The 19,140-nt window shown below is 38.0% G+C and carries 20 protein-coding genes and 1 pseudogene; 12 read left to right on the top strand and 9 right to left on the bottom strand.

Annotated features, from left to right (window positions below; translation table 11 throughout):
• Positions 1-644: 644 nt before the first annotated feature.
• The 5 genes and pseudogenes from rpmH to mnmE all read left to right on the top strand — a co-directional run bounded on the left by rpmH (position 645) and on the right by mnmE (position 4,740).
• Positions 645-779, top strand: a complete 135-nt coding sequence (gene rpmH, locus AC1M9E_RS14450) for a 50S ribosomal protein L34 (RefSeq protein ID WP_000831329.1) — start codon at positions 645-647, stop codon at positions 777-779.
• Positions 780-811: 32 nt separating this feature from the next.
• The gene (rnpA, locus tag AC1M9E_RS14445; RefSeq protein ID WP_035268604.1) at positions 812-1,204 is read left to right on the top strand and encodes a ribonuclease P protein component; all 393 of its coding nucleotides are present in this window, start codon (positions 812-814) and stop codon (positions 1,202-1,204) included.
• 9 nt (positions 1,205-1,213) lie between these two features.
• Positions 1,214-1,535: pseudogene (yidD, locus tag AC1M9E_RS14440) on the top strand (membrane protein insertion efficiency factor YidD).
• Positions 1,536-1,540: 5 nt separating this feature from the next.
• The gene (yidC, locus tag AC1M9E_RS14435; protein ID WP_481608235.1) at positions 1,541-3,295 is read left to right on the top strand and encodes a membrane protein insertase YidC; all 1,755 of its coding nucleotides are present in this window, start codon (positions 1,541-1,543) and stop codon (positions 3,293-3,295) included.
• A gap of 80 nt (positions 3,296-3,375) precedes the next feature.
• Positions 3,376-4,740 (top strand): tRNA uridine-5-carboxymethylaminomethyl(34) synthesis GTPase MnmE, encoded by a 1,365-nt coding sequence (gene mnmE / locus AC1M9E_RS14430; protein ID WP_488224873.1) that lies wholly within the window; start codon positions 3,376-3,378, stop codon positions 4,738-4,740.
• Between the two features lie 47 nt (positions 4,741-4,787).
• Here mnmE and AC1M9E_RS14425 read toward each other — a convergent pair whose 3' ends face one another.
• On the bottom strand, positions 4,788-5,981 hold the full coding sequence (locus AC1M9E_RS14425) for an MFS transporter (protein ID WP_488224872.1): 1,194 nt from the start codon (positions 5,979-5,981) through the stop codon (positions 4,788-4,790).
• A 217-nt stretch (positions 5,982-6,198) separates the two neighbouring features.
• Between AC1M9E_RS14425 and AC1M9E_RS14420 the strand changes: the two genes are divergently transcribed.
• Positions 6,199-6,900: a DsbC family protein gene (locus tag AC1M9E_RS14420; protein ID WP_481608233.1), complete on the top strand. Its 702-nt coding sequence runs from the start codon at positions 6,199-6,201 to the stop codon at positions 6,898-6,900.
• 52 nt (positions 6,901-6,952) lie between these two features.
• Here the strand turns inward: AC1M9E_RS14420 and AC1M9E_RS14415 are convergent, their stop codons facing one another.
• The 5 genes from AC1M9E_RS14415 to AC1M9E_RS14395 all read right to left on the bottom strand — a co-directional run bounded on the left by AC1M9E_RS14415 (position 6,953) and on the right by AC1M9E_RS14395 (position 10,553).
• Entirely contained in the window at positions 6,953-7,204 is a 252-nt protein-coding gene (locus tag AC1M9E_RS14415; RefSeq protein WP_035268591.1) for a GlsB/YeaQ/YmgE family stress response membrane protein, read from the bottom strand.
• A gap of 148 nt (positions 7,205-7,352) precedes the next feature.
• Positions 7,353-7,880 (bottom strand): hypoxanthine phosphoribosyltransferase, encoded by a 528-nt coding sequence (gene hpt, locus AC1M9E_RS14410; RefSeq protein WP_035268589.1) that lies wholly within the window; start codon positions 7,878-7,880, stop codon positions 7,353-7,355.
• 136 nt (positions 7,881-8,016) lie between these two features.
• Positions 8,017-8,148, bottom strand: coding sequence for a hypothetical protein (locus AC1M9E_RS14405; RefSeq protein ID WP_257219949.1), 132 nt, complete (start codon positions 8,146-8,148; stop codon positions 8,017-8,019).
• Entirely contained in the window at positions 8,114-9,445 is a 1,332-nt protein-coding gene (gene guaD, locus AC1M9E_RS14400; RefSeq protein WP_481593978.1) for a guanine deaminase, read from the bottom strand. The genes AC1M9E_RS14405 and guaD overlap by 35 nt, the downstream gene beginning before the upstream one ends.
• 52 nt (positions 9,446-9,497) lie before the next feature.
• On the bottom strand, positions 9,498-10,553 hold the full coding sequence (locus AC1M9E_RS14395; RefSeq protein ID WP_488224871.1) for a Rieske 2Fe-2S domain-containing protein: 1,056 nt from the start codon (positions 10,551-10,553) through the stop codon (positions 9,498-9,500).
• Positions 10,554-10,717: 164 nt separating this feature from the next.
• Between AC1M9E_RS14395 and AC1M9E_RS14390 the strand changes: the two genes are divergently transcribed.
• Positions 10,718-11,281: a nucleotidyltransferase family protein gene (locus AC1M9E_RS14390; protein WP_481613621.1), complete on the top strand. Its 564-nt coding sequence runs from the start codon at positions 10,718-10,720 to the stop codon at positions 11,279-11,281.
• 68 nt (positions 11,282-11,349) lie between these two features.
• On the opposite strand, the gene AC1M9E_RS14385 is transcribed toward AC1M9E_RS14390, so the two are convergent.
• Positions 11,350-12,312 (bottom strand): TerC family protein, encoded by a 963-nt coding sequence (locus AC1M9E_RS14385; RefSeq protein ID WP_481588063.1) that lies wholly within the window; start codon positions 12,310-12,312, stop codon positions 11,350-11,352.
• A gap of 636 nt (positions 12,313-12,948) precedes the next feature.
• Here AC1M9E_RS14385 and AC1M9E_RS14380 point away from each other — a divergent pair.
• A complete protein-coding gene (locus AC1M9E_RS14380; protein WP_035268578.1) occupies positions 12,949-13,236 on the top strand; it encodes a GNAT family N-acetyltransferase in 288 nt (95 codons plus the stop codon).
• Between the two features lie 21 nt (positions 13,237-13,257).
• Complete coding sequence (locus AC1M9E_RS14375; RefSeq protein ID WP_035268576.1) at positions 13,258-13,545, top strand: GNAT family N-acetyltransferase; 288 nt, start codon at positions 13,258-13,260, stop codon at positions 13,543-13,545.
• A 33-nt stretch (positions 13,546-13,578) separates the two neighbouring features.
• On the opposite strand, the gene mpl is transcribed toward AC1M9E_RS14375, so the two are convergent.
• Positions 13,579-14,949, bottom strand: a complete 1,371-nt coding sequence (gene mpl / locus AC1M9E_RS14370; RefSeq protein WP_481608230.1) for a UDP-N-acetylmuramate:L-alanyl-gamma-D-glutamyl-meso-diaminopimelate ligase — start codon at positions 14,947-14,949, stop codon at positions 13,579-13,581.
• 252 nt (positions 14,950-15,201) lie between these two features.
• Between mpl and AC1M9E_RS14365 the strand changes: the two genes are divergently transcribed.
• The gene (locus AC1M9E_RS14365) at positions 15,202-15,546 is read left to right on the top strand and encodes a DMT family protein (RefSeq protein WP_035270328.1); all 345 of its coding nucleotides are present in this window, start codon (positions 15,202-15,204) and stop codon (positions 15,544-15,546) included.
• Positions 15,547-15,562: 16 nt separating this feature from the next.
• Here AC1M9E_RS14365 and AC1M9E_RS14360 read toward each other — a convergent pair whose 3' ends face one another.
• Positions 15,563-16,825, bottom strand: coding sequence for a DUF2254 domain-containing protein (locus AC1M9E_RS14360; RefSeq protein WP_488224870.1), 1,263 nt, complete (start codon positions 16,823-16,825; stop codon positions 15,563-15,565).
• Between the two features lie 286 nt (positions 16,826-17,111).
• On the opposite strand from AC1M9E_RS14360, the gene purE reads away from it, so the two are divergent.
• Both purE and AC1M9E_RS14350 read left to right on the top strand, forming a co-directional pair.
• Positions 17,112-17,624 carry a 5-(carboxyamino)imidazole ribonucleotide mutase gene (gene purE, locus AC1M9E_RS14355; protein ID WP_035270333.1) on the top strand — a complete coding sequence of 171 codons (513 nt, stop codon included), beginning with the start codon at positions 17,112-17,114 and terminating at the stop codon, positions 17,622-17,624.
• A 15-nt stretch (positions 17,625-17,639) separates the two neighbouring features.
• Positions 17,640-18,761, top strand: a complete 1,122-nt coding sequence (locus AC1M9E_RS14350) for a 5-(carboxyamino)imidazole ribonucleotide synthase (protein WP_481588067.1) — start codon at positions 17,640-17,642, stop codon at positions 18,759-18,761.
• The last annotated feature ends 379 nt before the right edge of the window (positions 18,762-19,140 follow it).

The raw sequence follows: 19,140 nt of genomic DNA, 5'->3' as shown, positions 1-19,140 counted from the left end.
GTGAAACCCCTCATTCCATTTAAATTTAAAAACAACCCCATGAGATTGGGGAGGCAATCATACCCAAGTTATCCACATATGTCATGAGTAATTTTGAACTTTAAACACAAATAATCAAATTTAAAAGTCTAAATTTAAATTTAAAACAGGGTGTGGATAAGGTTTTCCACAAACTGTGGATAAATAAAAGCAATAACTTATCCACAATCTATAAAAAATATGAAAACATAGTTATCAACAACCTAAGTATATATATTTAAAAAAAAATAATGCCTTATCCATAGAAAATTACAACCCTAATAGTAATAAATTTAAATTTATAAATTTGAATTTATTTAATAAGATTCGGTTTTCTGTGGATAATCATTCCTTGTGTTTAAATTTAAATTCAAATTTAAAAATCAGCCATAATTAAATTTCATCTTGTGTATAAGTTTATGGGTATTTCTGTGGTTAACTTAAATACTATAATAAAAACATATATTTATTTTGTGTATAAATAGATTATTTAACAAATTTGTATCTTTCTCAGACTCAAGCAACTTTCATCAAAAGTGTTACACAATACTGTTTAATATTGACAGAACAAACAATGCACAATACAATCGCGAACCTTTATAGAACACCAACTTTGGAGTTTCGATATGAAACGTACTTTCCAACCATCTGAATTAAAGCGTAAACGCGTTCATGGTTTCCGTGCTCGTATGGCGACTAAAGCTGGCCGTCAAGTATTAGCTCGTCGTCGTGCAAAAGGTCGTCACAGCTTAACTGTTTAATACCAGTTTAGTTTATCGACGATTTGGGTGTTATGACACTTTATAGTTTCAGTCCAGAGGTGAGAATCCGCTGTGCTGCAGATTACAAAGGTGTATTTGATGGTGCGCTTTTTAAAGTGCATCAACCCCATTTCTTATTTTTAGCTACACCGACTAAACAGCCTAAAAGCCGTTTAGGTATTGTTGTTGCTAAAAAGAAAGTGCGCCGTGCACATGAAAGAAATCGAATAAAACGTATTGCTCGCGAAAGTTTTCGCTTAAATCAGCAAGATATAGATTTATTGGATATTGTGGTCATGCCTAAGGTAGGTATTGAGTCGATTCCGAATGCTGAATTGCATAAGCAATTACAATTTGCATGGCAGAAGCTACAGCGTCTTGTAAAAAAACATCATAAAATATCAGTTCCCTCTCCTCAAAGTTAGAGGTGGCCAATGGTCCGTATATTGCATTGGTTGATTCGTTTCTATCAAATTGCGATTAGTCCGCTCCTTGGACCTCGTTGCCGTTATTTCCCAACTTGTTCTCAATACTCGTTAGAAGCTATTCATATACATGGCCCGATTAAAGGTGTCTGGTATGCAACGCGACGGATTTGTCGTTGCCATCCGTGGGGTGGAAGTGGATATGATCCTGTTCCCAAAAAAGCAATTCGTTTTATTTCATTTCAGCAAATAGATTCTCAAATGACTCACGTTACTGTACCCTTGCGTGAGCGTTTATTGAACCAAAAATCACTCTAACCAATTGGGGTAATCGATATGCAACAATGGGCCAGGTTTGCAATTCTCGGGGCCATGTTTGTCACCGCATATTTGCTTATTCTTGCTTGGCAAAAAGACTATGGTCAAACTGAAACAACTGCTGCGACAGCACCTGCTGCCGTCGTTGCCCAAGATGTTTCTGCTGATCTGCCAACGAGCCAAACGACAGCGGGTTTAACTGATATACCGCAAGCAAATATTGCAGCTGAACAACAAGACACAACTACACCTGCAACAGCAAATCAACAATTAGTTGCTGTTCAAACTGATTTATATCATCTTTGGATTAACCCTAAAGGTGGTGACATTGTCCGTGTTGAACTACTCAATCATGATAAAAGTAAAAATAGTGAACAACCGTTCGTTATGCTTGAAAATGATGAGAAACGTACTTATGTCGCTCAATCAGGTTTAATTGGTTTAAATGGACCTGACAGTAGCCGTAGTGGACGTCCAACATTTGAGTTTGAAAAGTCGACTTATACTTTAGCTGATGCTCAAGCAACCACCAATAAAGATGGTGAAGCTGAGAAAGTGTTAAAAGTACCAATGGTATTAAAAACGGCTGATGGTGTTGAAATCATCAAAACGTTCACTTTCCAAGAAGGTGCATATCCAGTTAACGTAAGTTATCAAGTGATTAACCGTAGTCAGCAAAACTGGCAAGGTCAAATGTTTGGTCAGATCAAACGTGACAACTCTGAAGATCCAGGTAAAACTGATCAAGGAATCTTTACGCTGGGCACTTATTTAGGTGGTGCTTGGGGTACACCTGATGAGCACTATAACAAATTAAAATTTGATAATTTTAATGAAGAAAAGTTAAGTGTTGAGGCTCAAGGTGGTTGGGTTGCAATGGTTCAGCATTACTTTGTAAGTGCTTGGGTGCCTGGTAACTTCGGTAACCAGCCGTATTCTGCAAAAATGGAGTCACGTAAATCTGCTGATGGTATGAATATCATTGGCTTTACTTCGCCTACCATTAATGTACCAGCTGGCAAAACAATGACTGTTGATGCAACATTCTACTCAGGTCCAAAAATTCAATCTGAATTGAAAGACTTGGCAGCTGGTTTAAATCAAACGGTTGATTATGGTTGGTTATGGCCAATTGCGAAATTGCTATTCTTAGGTTTGCAATTCTTCCATGGCATTGTTGGAAACTGGGGTTGGTCAATTATTCTATTGACAATTCTTGTGAAACTTATTCTTTGGCCTCTTTCATCTAAGAGCTATCGCTCTATGGCAAAAATGCGTGTGATTGCACCAGAAATGCAACGCATGAAAGAAGAGTTCGGCGAAGACCGTATGCGTTTCTCACAAGAAATGATGGCACTTTATAAGCGTGAACAAGTCAATCCATTATCCGGTTGTTTACCTTTACTTCTTCAAATGCCAATTTTCTTGGCTTTGTATTGGGTGCTCATGGAGTCTGTTGAGTTACGCCACGCTCCTTGGTTAGGTTGGATTCAAGATTTATCTGCAATGGACCCATGGTTTATCCTACCATTGTTGATGGGTGTGACGATGTATGTTCAACAAATGTTGAACCCACAGCCGACAGATCCAATGCAAGCAAAAGTCTTTAAGTTTATGCCGATTATTTTCACGGTATTCTTATTGTTCTTCCCTGCTGGACTTGTGCTTTACTGGATTGTCAACAACTTGATCACGATTCTTCAGCAAGGTCTGATTAATAAGAGTGTTGAGAAAGCTCGCTTAGCAAAAGAAGATACAGCATCTACGAACTAAGTTTTGTTAGTAGCTGAATCGATCCGCTTAAGGTGATATCCTTAGGCGGATTTTTTTTGCCTTGCTTTGAGATCATTTCAATGACGAACCTACAACATCAAACCACTATTGCTGCGATTGCAACACCGCCAGGTCGTGGAGGTGTAGGTGTAATTCGACTGTCTGGTCCTAAAGCATATGCCATAGCAGAGGCTTTAACTGGTAAGGCACTCGGTCCTGCTCGTTATGCTGCATTTCGTCAATTTCTTGATGCGAATGGGCAAGTCATGGATGAGGGTTTAGTCATTTGTTTTCCAAATCCGAATTCTTTTACGGGTGAAGATGTAGTTGAGTTACAAGGTCATGGTGGACCGGTGATTCAAAATACATTATTGGGCCGACTGTTAGAGTTAGGCGCAATTGCAGCAAAAGCGGGTGAGTTTTCAATGCGCGCTTTTGAAAATGGAAAAATTGATTTAGTCCAAGCCGAATCAATTGCTGATTTAATTGATGCTACTTCACAAGCAGCTGCTCGTTCTGCAGTACGTTCATTGCAAGGCGCATTTTCGGCCAAAGTAAATACAGTATTAGAAAAACTCATTCACTTACGATTACATGTTGAGGCGGCGATTGATTTTCCTGAAGAGGAAATTGATTTTCTTGCAGATGGAAAAATTTTAGCGTTATTGGAAGATGTGCAAGCATCAGTGGGTGCAGTACAACAATCAGCACGCCAAGGTCAACTTCTGCGTGAAGGTTTACAAGTGGTGATTGCAGGGAAACCCAATGCAGGTAAATCGAGTTTATTGAATGCATTGGCTGGTGTTGAGCGCGCGATTGTAACGGACATTGCAGGTACAACGCGTGATGTACTACACGAGAAAATAAGCCTAAATGGTTTGCCAATTACCCTGACGGATACAGCAGGGCTGCGTGAAACGGGAGATATTGTTGAGAAGGAAGGTATTCGTCGAGCGATTAAAGAAATAGAAAATGCTGATCTCCTACTCTTGGTTTACGATTTGAGTCAAGGTGAAGATCCGATGCATTTGGCAGATACTTACTTTGCTAATTATATCGATCCTAAACGCTTAATTTTAATCGCTAACAAATGTGATTTAGTAGATGGTGAAGCTAAAGTTGCTGATCTCCAAGGCTTTAGACACATTACGGTCTCAGCCAAGCAAGAAATGGGTGTTCAATCGCTTGTAGATGCGATTACAGCACATGCAGGCTTTCAGCCTGAAGAAGATACCTTTATTGCAAGAACACGCCACCTAGACGCAATGAAGCGCACTCAATCTTATCTTGCGGAAGCTCGTGAACAACTTGTTGTTTACCATGCAGGAGAGCTTGTCGCAGAATCGTTACGTCTCGCACAGAATGCATTAGGTGAAATTACTGGTGATTTTAGTGCGGATGATTTACTCGGAAAAATCTTTGGCTCTTTCTGTATCGGGAAGTAAACGAGTTTTTATCTGTGGTTTAAAAAGCCCAGTAATGGGCTTTTTGGTTAATTGGCTAAAGGTAACTTGCTTGGCTTAACCATCATCTGCTTTATGAATAAAACAATCAGTAAGATTGAAATTGCAATACAGAACCAAATCACTGCATTTGTAAGCCCAAAATGGTCAGCTAAATATCCTACTGCTAGGATGGGTAGAATCGTTCCGAGATAGCCGATAAAGAGATAAGTAGACATGACGGCGGCTCGATTGTGAGGTGTGGTCATGTGATGAATAAGTCCGAAAGCCCCAAGTAAAGCTAAGCCATGTCCAATCCCAAACAGACCATCGCTTAGGAAAAATAACCAGCTAATTTTAAACTCCATACAGAGGAATAAAGCGATCACGCTCATGAAGCAAGTCATGATACCGAGTAATAGGCTGGATTGCGGTTTGATTGATCTTGAAAAAAATTGTGTCGCAGCTGAAATCAGTAAAATGACAGTAATGGCAGAACCACTAATCAGTGGACCGTGCCAAGGCAAAATGTCTTTAACAAATGAAGGAGATAGTGAGGCGTATAAACTAAATCCTGCAAAAACAGCAAATGCAGTCAAGCTCAGTATAAAAAATTGAGTGCGATCATGTGATTGTGGTGTTAATAATTTGGGAGTAAAATTAAATTTTTGCACATCAAAAGGTATAGGTTTGAGTGTAAATAGACTAAAGAAGCAAAATATTGAACCTATCACAATGGGTACATAAGGTATTACCAAAGGATATGCAAAGAATTCAGCAAAAAATCCCCCAAATAAAGGACCTAACCCAAATCCAACAGCAGTAATGATTGAGCTTAATTGTGGTGCAATTTGTTTATGGGAAGTTGGAACAGTTTGAATAAGCCCAATAAGAGCAGATGTTGTCATCAATCCAGATGCGATACCAATGATAAATCTTCCCCATGAGAGAGACATGACATCGCTCGCAAAGATAGACATTAACAAGCCAATGGTGATAAAAATGAGCCCAAGTTGCATAGTTTTTACATAACCAATGGTATTACTGGTTCTGCCCAAAAACAGTAAGGTGGTCAGGCACCCTAGCATGTAGGAAACGAAAATAAAGGTGATATCGCTCGGGTTTAACCCCCATAATTCTTGGTAAATTGGATAAAGTGGGCTAGCAAGCGCTGTTCCAATGGTGCCGATACAGAGTGCGATACTTACGAGAATAAAATCTCGCCACGATTGGTTTTCATTCATTATTTGTCTTATAGAACAGCAGTGCTGATACGAAGATTCATTAGTCTATGTCGACTGTTAAGCATGAGTCAATTATCTTCAATCAGTTAAAATTCAACTGTCATATTTGGTTTCACGTGAAACAATTTATGAGGTTTAAAATTACATAAAAACTGATCTTTGTAGAAAGTAGAAGATTAGAATAAGCAATAATATCCATCAAACATATGCTCAACTTATGTATAAAAAAATTTTAATCAGTGCTTTACTTGCACTGTCTACAAGTTCTAGTTTTGCGAATATTGAATTGCTTCAGCAAAAAATTAAAACGCAGCACCCAAAATTGAATATTCAAAATTTACAAAAAACTGAGATGAAAGGTCTCTATAGCGGATCTTTAGACAATCAGATTATTTATATTGATGAAGAAGCTAAGCATTTATTCTTTGGATCAATGATTCGTATCGAAGATCAAAAAAATCTAACACGTGATTTGGTGCTGAAACATAATTCAGTCGACTTTAAACAACTTCCACTTCAAGATGCCATTAAGACTGTAAGGGGGAATGGTAAGCGTCAGCTCGCGATCTTTTCTGACCCAAATTGTCCATATTGTAAGACGCTTGAAAATAATTTAAGCCAGTTAAAAGATGTGACAATTTATACGTTTATGTATCCAATTAAATCTCAATCGATCCAGCCCTCTAAACAAGTTTGGTGCTCCGCAAACCGTGAGTTTGCATGGAATGTCCTTTTACAAAAGAATCAACAACCAACAGCCCAAGCTGATTGTTCAAACCCTATTGAAAGAAATTTGGAACTTGGACGTCGTCTAGGTGTTCAAGGAACGCCAGCAATTATTTTTGAAAATGGATTTAAGGTAACAGGCGCTTATCCAGCTTCAGAAATTGAAAAAATTTGGAAAGAGCTGAACTTATAAAACCTAGTTCATAGAAATGAAAAAAAGCACCTTAACAAGGTGCTTTTTTTCGTTAAGATTTTTTGGTAACGAGGTTATAAATAAACAGAACGATAATTGCACCTATGACTGAAGCAATAAAACCTGCCGATGAACCTTCGGGATAAATATTAAGAAGGCGTCCACCATATGTAGCAAGTAATGAACCAGCAATACCTAATAACGTCGTGACGATGAAGCCTGCTTTATCGTCACCAGGATGAATTGCGCGAGCAATTAAACCTGCTATAAAACCGATAAGAATAGCTCCAATAAGTGAAAACATATTTGTTCTCCTTTTTATCATGAATTTTTATTGTGTCGCTCAAATATAGTTGATTATGTATCGATGTTTGAAAAGAAGAATCACGCTACATGTTGTTGTTATTTTGTTGTTTATAAAAAAAGTGGCATATGCCACTTTCTTAAAAAAATTACAGACCGATTTCACCAATGAATGGAATGTGACGGTATTTTTGATCGTAATCTAGTCCATAACCTACGATAAATTTATCTTCAACTTCAAATCCTAGAAACTCTACTTCCAAGTCGATTTCTCTTCGAGAAGGCTTACTGATCAGCGTGCAAAGTTTGATAGAGTTTGGCTCACGAGTTTCAAGGATTTCTACCACTTTACTCAGCGTATTGCCTGAATCGATGATGTCCTCTACGACAAGAACATCTTTACCACGAATTTCACCATCAAGGTCTTTTAGAATTTTAACATCACGACTAGAAGTCGTTCCACTGCCGTAACTTGAAACTGTCATAAAGTCGAGTTCGTGTGGTTTTTCAATTGTGCGGCATAGGTCTGCCATGAAAATCACTGAACCGCGAAGTAAGCCTACAAGAACCAATTCTCGATCACTATTTGCATAGTGAGCATTAATTTGATTACCAAGTTCATTAACTTTCGCTTGAATTTCTTCAGCGGAAATCAACACTTTCATGTCAATGGTCATGGGTAGATACCTAAAACAACAATTCTAAAATTAAAAAAGGTGTTGACCTGCAACACCTGAAATATGCTTCGATTTTAAAACATATCCCAGAATGTTGCACCCTTTTTAAAAAAACGAAATGTAAACTAATGGTTTATTAATGCGCATCGCGTTTTAGTACGACAGCACAAACTAAGAATACAGCACCAATCAACACATATTTTTTAATTGGGTGTTGTGGTTGAGTCTGAGCATTAGGATGCTGATTGTTGATATGCTTTTTGTCCATAAATATAAGTCGCCTCAATATTTCGATCATCACCCATGGTAAACAATGCGAAAAGTGCATCTTCAATATTTTTAGCGCGTTGTTGTCTTAATGTTTGTAATGCAGTGGCATTCAAATTTAATACAACAAAATCCGCTTCTTTTCCAATATTAAAGTTACCAAGTTTATCCTCGAGCGCTAATGCTTTTGCTCCACCTAGGGTCGCATGATAAAGCGATTCAAATGCAGATAATTTGTCGCCTTGGAGTTGTTGAACTTTATAGGCTTCATTCAGCGTTTGAAGCTGATTAAATGAAGTCCCCGCACCGATGTCTGTGCCAAGACCGACTTTGACTTGTTTATCCCAGGTTTTTTTCAATGGAAACAATCCACTTCCTAGAAAGAGGTTTGAAGTCGGGCAGAAGGCGATTGCAGAGTTTGTTTGATGCATACAATCCCATTCATGCTCTTCTAAATGAACGCAGTGAGCGAAAACAGATTTATTGCCTGTTAATCCATAGTGGTGATACACATCTAAATAGCCATTTTGCTCAGGAAAAAGCTCTTTCACCCAAGCGATTTCATTGGTGTTTTCACTCAAATGAGTATGAATATATACATCAGGATATTCAGTTTTTAACTGCCCTGCTCTTTTTAATTGTTCTGGTGTAGAGGTAGGCGCAAAGCGAGGCGTAATAGCATAAAGGTTTCGACCTTTACCATGCCATTTCTCAATCAATTCTTTGCTATCTGTATAAGCATTTTCAGCGGTGTCTATCAGTGTTTCAGGTGCATGACGATCCATCAATACTTTGCCTGCAATCAAACGCATCTGGTATTGTTCTGCCGCTTCAAATAGTGCATCAACAGATTCTTTATGAACTGTACAAAAAACCAATGCAGTCGTTGTGCCATTTTTCAGCAGCTCATTGACAAAAAAGTGTGCAATTTGGTCTGCATAAGCTTTGTCTTGAAATTGGATTTCTGTAGGAAAGGTATAAGTGTTCAGCCATTCGAGTAATTGTTCACCATACGCACCTACCATTTCAGTTTGAGGAAAGTGAATATGCGTATCGATAAAACCAGGAACAATCAGTTGATCTGGGTAATGCTCAACTTGGATAGAGGATTCAAGCTGACGGAGCTGTTGTTGCCCATCTTCCCAACGACCAAACCATTGAATTTTACCCGCTTGAGTAATCAATAAACCATCTTCTACGTAACGCACTTGGTCGTGAATTTCACGCGCTTGGGCAACCGTATTCTGAATATCTAGGAAGCGACCGCGAATCGCCGTCGATGCAACTACAGAAGACATTTAAAACCTACACTTTTAATTTTTTCGATTGATTGTAACTGATCTATCTTAATTAAACTGTATATCGTTTGCTGAGCCCCCACTCTGCGAGAATACGACGATAAGTAGTCGAAGATCGATCAGCCTCAAAATGCGCTTCCATCATTAAATCAAGTGGTAATTCTTCAGGTTTTTGCGATTCTACGATATCTTGGTCTTCGGCAAAAATTTGGGCATTAAAATCATAGACTGCTTGTAAATCTCCAGTCTGATCAAAATTACGCGTCAAAGGAACAAATAATCTGGTTTGATTGACCGATACAGGACAACACGCATTCAAGATTTTTAAAATCCCATTGTCTGGAAAATCTACAGTTAATATCGCTGAAAATGGTGGGTAAATATCAAAAGTTCTTTTCCACTCAAAACCTTCTGGCTCTAGGTGTTTCAAAGCATGCGGGTAATTACTGACACCACTAATATAAATTGTTTTTAAACCATAGTCTGTTCTCTCAGTATGGTATTTCGGTACAACTGGGTTGTTTCGATCTGCAAAAGCTTCGTGATGCACCCATGCAAAGTGAGCTACATCAATGAATCCTTCGAGTTGACGACCTGCTGAGCCTGCAATATCAACATATGGAGGTAAAATAGACTGATGATCAGGATGATTCCAAGTGTCAAGTTGGGGAATATTATTGTGTTGAAAATCACGTCCATGCAAGCTAGTCCAGACCAGTCCATATCTCAAAATTACTGGAAATTGGGTTAAACTAAAACGGTCAGATATCTTAGTTAAATCAGGTTGAGCAGGAATTTTTGTACACTTCCCTGCAAGGTCGAATCTTAGACCGTGATATCGGCAAATAATTTCTTCACCCTCTACCCATCCTTTACTTAGAGGTACACCACGATGAGGGCAGATATCACGCACTAATCGAATTTCCCCATTGTCAGTTTGGTAAATCGCCATTTTTACATCAAGTAAAATGACCTGATGTGGTGTGGTTGAAACATCTTGAATACGAGCCACTGGATACCAATATTGCGCGAGAATTTCCCAATCTTGTAAGTCGAAACTACATTGGCAAGGTGCACTGAGTGGATTTAATGCGGGAATCATATTCATCGTCATTTCCTAAAAAAAGAGCTCCGAAGAGCTGCGCTAAATTTACTGAGCTTTTTTCTTTGGAGATGATGCAAGATCTTTGCCAACCGTCTCTTAACATTTAAAATTGGAGAGCTGAGTGGAAATATTAAATTCTAATCAAAATATATAAAGTGAATTCACCCATGGACTTATATGAGAAGTTAAGCCATTTAATACGATCTAATGCAGATATCTATGAACTTTTACAGTGTTTACGGCAGATTGATAGTGCGGCCTATTTTAGTGCGGGCTTGATTCGAAATTGGATCTGGTCTTATTTACATAATCAAAATTATTCCATTTTTGAAACTGAAATTGATGTCATTTATTTTGATCCTTCAGAAAAAATGGATGAGAGACGAAATTATTTAAAGGGTGCACTTCAACATAGATATCCTAATATTCATTGGGACATTACAAATCAAGCTCTGGTACATCATTGGTACAGAACTGATGAAGGTGCTCAAATTGATCCATATACTTCAGTACATCATGCTATGAGTTTTTGGCCAGAAACGGCAACCGCAATCGCTATCAAATTAATGGAGAATAATCATATTGAAATCCTCGCACCTTTGGGGCTTGAAGATTTATTTACTTTAAAATTAAGGTGGAATAATCGTTTGGTTTCACGTGGAGTCTTTGAACATAGGGTTAAGTCAAAGTGTTTTTTGGAACAATGGCCTAAGTTAAGCATTGTGAATTAGATGGCTCATCTAATGATATAAATAAAGCCTTCAGATGAAGGCTTTATTGAATCCAACAAAGTTTGACCTTATAAGGTCGTTTGATGATGTTTTTTACTATAACGAATTGAAAGCCATGCTGTAATTGAAAGGGCAATCACGATAAAACTTAATGAGATCCAAATTGGCATATGGAATACGTCAAGCATAAGCATTTTGAAACCGATAAAAATTAAAATAGCCCCAAGTCCATAAGGCAAATAATGCATTTTTGAAGCGGCTCCAGACAGTAAGAAAAACATAGCCCGTAGACCGAGGATAGCCATCAAGTTAGCTGTAAGGACGATAAAAGGATCAGTGGTGACCGCAAAAATCGCTGGAATAGAATCGACTGCAAAAATAACATCAGATGCCTCGACTAAAATTAGCACTAAAAATAATGGGGTTGCCCATAGAACGCCATTTTGCCTTACGAAAAACTTATTTCCTTCCAACTGTGGAGTAATTCGCATGTGTTTACGTAGCCATTTCAGAATGGCCATATCTTCAATATTTGGATCATCCTCTTGTCCTTTAAGGAATTTAAATCCAGTGTATACAAGGAAAGCACCGAAGATATAGAGGATCCACGAAAATTCCTGAACGAACCACGCACCGATAAAAATAAAAATTGTTCTGAGAATAATAGCGCCCAATACACCATAAAGGAGTAATTGACGTTGAAGTGCAGGAGGTATAGCGAATGCAGCAAAAATCATTAGCCACACAAAGACGTTATCAATTGCGAGTGACTTTTCCAGTAAATAGCCGGCAAAATATTCCATAACTTTCGTATTGGCTACGTTTATACCAGCGGTATTTTCTAGATATAGCCATAGTCCACCACCAAAAAGTGTTGCGACAGTGACCCATGCAATACTCCAATAAGCAGCAGTTTTAACTTTAACTTCTTGACCTTCTTTTTGTTTAAAACCTAGAAAGTCAATTAAGAGCATAATCGTGACGATGCCAAAAAAAATGACATAAAGCCAAATATTGCCTATGGTTTCCATAGTGATCTCCAATACTGGCAATTGATTTTGGCATAAAAAAACCTCGACCAGTTGCCAGATAATAATTCTGAAACAACATGATCAAGGTCTTGCCTACACCATTTTGATTATGCATTTTAGATAATCGAAATGATGCTCAGATACCGACTTCTTTCAAAGTGTAATGACGATATTCTGACACAGTATTTAAGTACTGTTGGAGGAGGCTACTCCCCTTGTTCAAATTTGATAATAAATTACGTTGAAATCGTTTCATTTGATTTCGAGTGCACAAAGGATGACACACTTATAAGTTGTGTGCAAATTATTTAAATGGGTTATTAAATTTGTTTTTAAAAATTGAAATTAATAAGATTATTGCAATGATGATCAATACTACAATTGATATTAAATAGATATCCATTTCATTTACTCATTAATGTTTTAACAATAATAATACATTTATATATTAAAAAAATAACATTTAATGATTATGACTGACAATATATATTTTTGTTTTTTATAATATTTCTTTTTTTAAAATAAATTAAAGTTTTGAATTTGTAATTGATAGACAAGTTTGTCCCATTTTTTCATAGTGTTATGTAAATATGTCGTTCTAATCTATATTTAATAACGAATGATAGGATAATGATAATGTTAGAAATTAAACATCAAGAAAATGGATCAAAAGGTGAGTTTTTTATTGGTGAAGATGGCCATCATTTAGCTGAAATGACTTATTCATGGGCAGGTGAAGATAAATTTATTATTGATCATACTTGGGTTGATGATTCATTAAGAGGGCAAAACGTGGGACGTCAACTTGTTGACCGTGCGGTGGAATTAGCTCGTCAAAAGAATGTTAAAATCCTACCGCTTTGTCCATTTGCTAAATCTGTTTTCAACAAAGATGAAGCAATCCATGATGTTCTGTTTAAATAAAATCATACAGTGAGCGGTCATATGCAGTTTGAACATATCGATAGTGTGAAAGGCGGTGAGTTTTATCTCACGGACGCAGATCAATCAAGAATTGCAGAAATCAGCTATCGTTACCAAACTCCACAGATCATTATAGCTGATCATACTTGGGTCGATGATCGTTTACGTGGACAAGGAACTGCAAAGTTATTGTTAGATCGACTTGTAGAATTTGCTCGTACAGAAAAATTAAAAATTGTTCCAACTTGCTCTTATGTGGTTGTCATGTTTAAGCGTTTTCATAATGAATATCATGACGTTATCGCTTAAATATAAAAAAGCCCGCAGAGCGGGCTTTTTTATTTATTCTTTTGCTTTGAGTGCTTGAATGAGTTTTTGATGCAAACCACCAAATCCACCGTTTGACATGATCACAACGGCATCCCCCTCGCCTGCTTCATTCACGACATTTCGGATGATCTCTTCTAAAGTACGCGCTACCACAGCTTTATTCGGAGCAGCTTCAACAACAGGTTGTAGATCCCAATCTAAACCCTCAGGTTGATACCAAATCACTTCATCTGCCAATCGAGCAGAATATGCTAAACCATCTTTGTGGCTTCCCATTCGCATCGTATTTGAGCGCGGCTCAATAATAGCCCATAGTTTACGTTCGCCTAGTCGTTTACGAGCACCATCCAGTGTTGTGTCAATTGCTGTTGGGTGATGAGCAAAATCATCGAAAACTTCAATACCTCGAATGGTATCGAGGAGCTCCATACGGCGTTTTACACCACCAAAATTCGATAATGCTTCGCATGCAGTTTCAATGGAAACACCTACATGCTCTGCAGCTGCAATGGTTGCTAAAGCATTTGCAACGGAGTGTTGACCTGTCATCGACCATTGGACTGTACCTTTTACTTCGCCGTCTTTTAAGACTTGGAAATGAGTACCATCTGCAGAAAGTTGGTTTGCAGAGATAGTTGCTTGATCATGAGATTCAAGCGATGTACGGACGATCGGTGTCCAACAGCCTTGTGCCAAAACTTCATCAATATTTGATTCAGTGATTGGTGCGATGATACGGCCTTCACTTGGAATAGTACGAACCAAATGATGAAATTGTTTTTGAATGGCAGCGAGATCATCAAAGATATCTGCATGATCAAATTCAAGATTATTCAGAATAGCTGTCTTTGGATGGTAATGAACAAATTTAGATCGTTTATCAAAGAAGGCAGAGTCGTATTCATCTGCTTCTACACAGAAATATTGACCTCCGCCTAGACGAGCACTTTCTTTAAATCCAAGTGGTACACCACCAATTAAAAAGCCCGGTTCCAAGCCCGCTTGATCTAATACCCAAGCTAACATCGTGGTAGTGGTTGTTTTTCCGTGTGTACCAGCAACCCCTAATACATGTTTACCTTGTAGCACATGGTCGGCAAGGAACTGTGGTCCAGAGATATAGGGTAAACCCTGATTTAGCATGTATTCAACGGCGTCAATTCCACGTTTCATGGCATTACCAACGATCACTAAATCTGGGTGTGGTTGAAAATGACTACGGTCATAACCTTGCATTAAGGTAATACCCGCATTTTCAAGTTGTGTCGACATAGGTGGATACACATTTTGGTCCGAGCCTGTCACTGTGTGCCCTAGGTCTCGAGCTAACAGTGCTAACGATCCCATAAAGGTGCCACAGATTCCCAAAATATGCAGATGCATGATGATTTACTCCACTACTCTTTTCGACACAAACATCTTTTTGGTGCTGTTGTCATGTGTTATTTGATTTGATGTCAACGATAACAAGGGTCTTGGTGAAAAGATAGTGATTATTAGAAGCCATTCCGTAAAATTTTGCAGAAATAAATTTTTAAACTTATGAGCTAAAATATATGAATATTTTTAATCTAGTATGATGAAACGAAATGATTTAATCGTAGAATAACGCGGACGATTTAACTTGAGATTTAAATGATTTATTTACCTTTATTGCTTCTGATTTTAGCAAATTGCTTTATGACTTTGGCGTGGTATGGTCATTTAAAATTTTTGCCGCATGATGCCCCTTTATGGCAAGCCATTCTATTTAGTTGGATCATTGCATTATTCGAATACAGCTTAATGATTCCTGCAACCAAGATGCTGGCTCAAAATGGCTGGGCTGTGGGACAAATGAAAATCACTCAGGAAGTCGTTACGCTATTGGTATTTGTTCCTTTCATGATTTTCATGTTTAAACAGCCTTTCAAATTAGATTATGTATGGGCTGCACTTTGCTTATGTGGTTGTGTCTATTTTGTATTTAGAACACCATGATTCAAAAGGATGAAGATTAACTAAAGTTATTTTCATATTCCCGAACTAATCTTTGACGATCAGGTTCAAAATCAAAATGTTTTAAGCAGCGTGCCAAGATTTCATGTGCCATTTCATGAGCAGCTTCCCGTAGTTCCGGTTCAGATACATTTTTTTCAATCATGGATAAGCATTTAATTATTCTTTGATTTAATTCGATATTACTTATACAGTCCCGTGCCATCGGTGCAAAGCTACTGCTAATAAACTCACGAATATCAAACATATCGACACTGATATTCGAGAAATTAAAAGTTTTCTGTTCTGGATCTGGCTGACTATCAATAATAATCCGCGTTAAGGCATTGATCGCACTAATTGCTGAACCCACATCATTAATTGCAGCTGACATCGCTTTTTGTCCAACCTCGCTCATGACCAATAAACCAAATCTTGGGTCTTGTAAAAAGCTACGGTTCGTTTCGATCATTACGTATTCATGAATTTGTTGTTCTAAATTTTTTAATTCTTCATCATCTATTAGATTTTCTGCAAAGACTTCAATCAGAACCAGTGATGGGTCTACAAATTTCCCAGGAAGAAAAGCAAGATGAATATGTGCATTGTGAGTTTGAGCAAGAAGATTTAAGGACTCAATATCAAAATGAGTAAAATAACCTGTCTGTTTTGGGTGTATTTTGAGTTGGCTTTCGCTCAATGGTTTTTGTCCAGAAGCGCCAAAGTTGGGATGTGTACGAAATGTACTTAAAGCTTGAGATGCTGCTGTTTCAATTTTAGAAATAGCATTGGTTAGTGTGCCAAGCTGAGACAATGTTTGTACCCAGCGAATTAATGTCACAATCAAATAAATAAGAACCAAAATGGTACTTACGAATAAGACAAATCGACCCGAAACTCCATAATATTGTAAACCTAAAGCGATTTTTGCGATGACGGCATAGATAAATGCGGAAATAAAACTGGTAATTGCGAGACGAGTATTATCATCATTCATCATCAGCTTATAAGCACGTGGCGTACCACTCGATGAAGCTGAAGCAAATGCGGCGACCATAATCGAAAGTGAAAATGTAGTGACCGCCAGCATACTCGAAGCAATGATATCCAGTAGGCTACTTAGTGTTTCAATACTGATATTTGGAACCGCGTGTGATGGAATAAAATAACGACTTGCAGTTGCAAATAAAGAGAAAAAAATCGCTAATAAAGCTCCAAGTGCTGGTGTAAACCATAAATTTTCTGCAGGGTTATTCCACCATAATTTCAGTTTAAACCACATTCTATATTCTCCTTTTTATTTTTTAATTTGAATGGCTTAGTTCAGTTTAATCCAAATTCAATTTCAATTTATCTTGAATGAGCCAGATGTTTAAGGTGGATGAGGCAGAACAATGACCAATCATAAAATTCATTTTTATGTCTATTAACAAGTATATATTTTTAATCCTTATTTTATCAGCTTAACTTTAGACCTATTCATTTTCAGTCTATAATAGTGAGTTCTTATTAAAGCTTGGCTCTCGTCGAGATTTATCTCTCTTACTTTAATCTCTGGAAACATTGCAATGAATGCGGCCGCTTCACAAGACACTCCTCTCGTTGGAATTATCATGGGCTCTCAGTCAGACTGGGCGACACTCGAACACACTGCCAATATGTTGAATCAGCTTGGTGTACCCTTTGAAGCGGAAGTTGTTTCAGCACACCGTACGCCAGATCGTTTGTTTGAATATGCTGAGCAAGCTCGTGATCGTGGTATCCAAGTGATTATTGCGGGTGCTGGTGGTGCAGCGCATTTACCGGGTATGTGCGCAGCGAAGACTGATCTTCCTGTTCTAGGTGTGCCGGTTAAATCTTCGATCTTGAATGGTGTTGATTCATTGCTTTCCATTGTACAAATGCCAGCAGGTATTGCTGTCGGTACATTGGCAATTGGTCCTGCAGGTGCGACCAATGCTGCGATTATGGCGGCACAAATTTTAGGTTTAACTCGCCCAGATATTGCAAAGAATGTAGCCGATTTTCGCTTAGCGCAAACTGAGAAAGTTGCGAGTAAAAATATTCCTGGTCAAGCTTAATTCGAGAGAAATCTTATGGATAAAACCATCGGTATTTTTGGTGGCGGTCAATTGGGTCGAATGATGGCGCAGGCGGCACTTCCATTAAATATTCAATGTACTTTTTTTGAAGCAAGTACAGACTGCCCTTCTGCTGCTTTGGGTCCAGTGATCTCAACTCAAGCTAAAAATGGCTTACAGGATTTCATTAATAGTGCAGAAGTCTTTTCTTTAGAATTTGAAAATACGCCATTGTCAGATGTAGATGTATTAACTGAAACCAAGCAACTGCATCCCCCGCGTCAGGCTTTAGCGATTGCTCAGCATCGCTTGTCTGAAAAAGCGTTATTTGATGAGTTAGATATTCCAGTAGCACCTTACAAAGCGGTGACATCACTAGAAAGTTTACAAAACGCGGTCGCTGAACTTGGTCTTCCAATCGTACTAAAAACTTCACGTGGTGGTTATGATGGTAAAGGTCAGTTTGTCTTACGCACTGCGGATCAAATTGATCAAGCATGGGCGGAACTTGGTCCTGCGGGTGAATTGATTGCTGAAAGTTTTGTGACTTTCTCGCGTGAAGTGTCAATCATTGCAGTACGTGGTCAGAATGGTGATGTGAAAACATGGCCATTGGCTGAGAACCACCATCACAATGGTATCTTATCGCACTCGATTGTCCCTGCACCGAACAGTGTAGATCTACAACCTGTAGCACAAGATTACATCACTCGCTTGCTTAACCATTTGAACTATGTCGGTGTGCTGACGCTTGAGCTATTTGTGACGGACAAAGGCTTATATGCCAATGAGATGGCGCCACGTGTACATAACTCAGGTCATTGGTCGATTGAAGGTGCTGTGTGCTCTCAGTTTGAAAACCATATCCGTGCTGTTGCAGGCTTACCTTTGGGTTCAACTGAGATGATTCGTCCAACGGTATTGGTGAACATTATTGGTCAGCATCCAAAGACTGAAGATGTGTTGGCTTTAGAGGGTGCACATTTGCACCTTTATAACAAGTCAGAACGTGAAGGTCGAAAAATTGGTCATATTACCTTAATGCCAATCGATAGCTCAGAATTGACTACACTCTGTCGCCAATTGTCGAAAATTTTACCAAACCCATTAGCATTAAGTGAAGATATGACCATCTAGACTTTAAGTTGCTGATAAAAAAAGCGATCACACGAGTGGTCGCTTTTTTATTTATCTTGTTTAAGGCATGATTGCGCCTCTTTAAAAATCACTTGCCATTGGTCGGATGAAATTTTAAAAAAATTGCATAATAATTATACTATTAGTTCTGATTAGAATACATATTTTGAACTGTGTATAAGTTTGATTATGGCTATGTGAGCCATCTTAACTTTGAATTCAAAGTGGGTTTAAATTCAAAATAATAGGCTTGCAGGATATTTTGAATTCAAAGTTACTATTGAGGTTTGAATTCAAAAATGTATTTAAAGATTTATATCTAAATTCTTATCTATTGAGTAAATTAAATTATTTTAATATTTATAATTTTCAATGATTT

This window comes from Acinetobacter sp. 24-47-47, assembly GCF_057737035.1.
Note: the sequence above shows the minus strand (reverse complement) of the source record. Positions and strands in the feature narration are given on the sequence as shown.

Coding starts and splice junctions, on each gene's coding strand:
- AC1M9E_RS14350 (WP_481588067.1), top strand. CDS start 17,640: ATGGATAAAACCATCGGTATTTTTGGTGGCGGTCAATTGGGTCGAATG.
- purE (WP_035270333.1), top strand. CDS start 17,112: ATGAATGCGGCCGCTTCACAAGACACTCCTCTCGTTGGAATTATCATG.
- AC1M9E_RS14420 (WP_481608233.1), top strand. CDS start 6,199: ATGTATAAAAAAATTTTAATCAGTGCTTTACTTGCACTGTCTACAAGT.
- AC1M9E_RS14390 (WP_481613621.1), top strand. CDS start 10,718: ATGGACTTATATGAGAAGTTAAGCCATTTAATACGATCTAATGCAGAT.
- AC1M9E_RS14395 (WP_488224871.1), bottom strand. CDS start 10,553: ATGAATATGATTCCCGCATTAAATCCACTCAGTGCACCTTGCCAATGT.
- AC1M9E_RS14360 (WP_488224870.1), bottom strand. CDS start 16,825: ATGTGGTTTAAACTGAAATTATGGTGGAATAACCCTGCAGAAAATTTA.
- AC1M9E_RS14385 (WP_481588063.1), bottom strand. CDS start 12,312: ATGGAAACCATAGGCAATATTTGGCTTTATGTCATTTTTTTTGGCATC.
- AC1M9E_RS14405 (WP_257219949.1), bottom strand. CDS start 8,148: ATGGACAAAAAGCATATCAACAATCAGCATCCTAATGCTCAGACTCAA.
- AC1M9E_RS14415 (WP_035268591.1), bottom strand. CDS start 7,204: ATGTTTTCACTTATTGGAGCTATTCTTATCGGTTTTATAGCAGGTTTA.
- AC1M9E_RS14425 (WP_488224872.1), bottom strand. CDS start 5,981: ATGAATGAAAACCAATCGTGGCGAGATTTTATTCTCGTAAGTATCGCA.
- yidC (WP_481608235.1), top strand. CDS start 1,541: ATGCAACAATGGGCCAGGTTTGCAATTCTCGGGGCCATGTTTGTCACC.
- AC1M9E_RS14375 (WP_035268576.1), top strand. CDS start 13,258: ATGCAGTTTGAACATATCGATAGTGTGAAAGGCGGTGAGTTTTATCTC.
- mnmE (WP_488224873.1), top strand. CDS start 3,376: ATGACGAACCTACAACATCAAACCACTATTGCTGCGATTGCAACACCG.
- AC1M9E_RS14365 (WP_035270328.1), top strand. CDS start 15,202: ATGATTTATTTACCTTTATTGCTTCTGATTTTAGCAAATTGCTTTATG.
- rnpA (WP_035268604.1), top strand. CDS start 812: ATGACACTTTATAGTTTCAGTCCAGAGGTGAGAATCCGCTGTGCTGCA.
- guaD (WP_481593978.1), bottom strand. CDS start 9,445: ATGTCTTCTGTAGTTGCATCGACGGCGATTCGCGGTCGCTTCCTAGAT.
- hpt (WP_035268589.1), bottom strand. CDS start 7,880: ATGACCATTGACATGAAAGTGTTGATTTCCGCTGAAGAAATTCAAGCG.
- rpmH (WP_000831329.1), top strand. CDS start 645: ATGAAACGTACTTTCCAACCATCTGAATTAAAGCGTAAACGCGTTCAT.
- mpl (WP_481608230.1), bottom strand. CDS start 14,949: ATGCATCTGCATATTTTGGGAATCTGTGGCACCTTTATGGGATCGTTA.
- AC1M9E_RS14380 (WP_035268578.1), top strand. CDS start 12,949: ATGTTAGAAATTAAACATCAAGAAAATGGATCAAAAGGTGAGTTTTTT.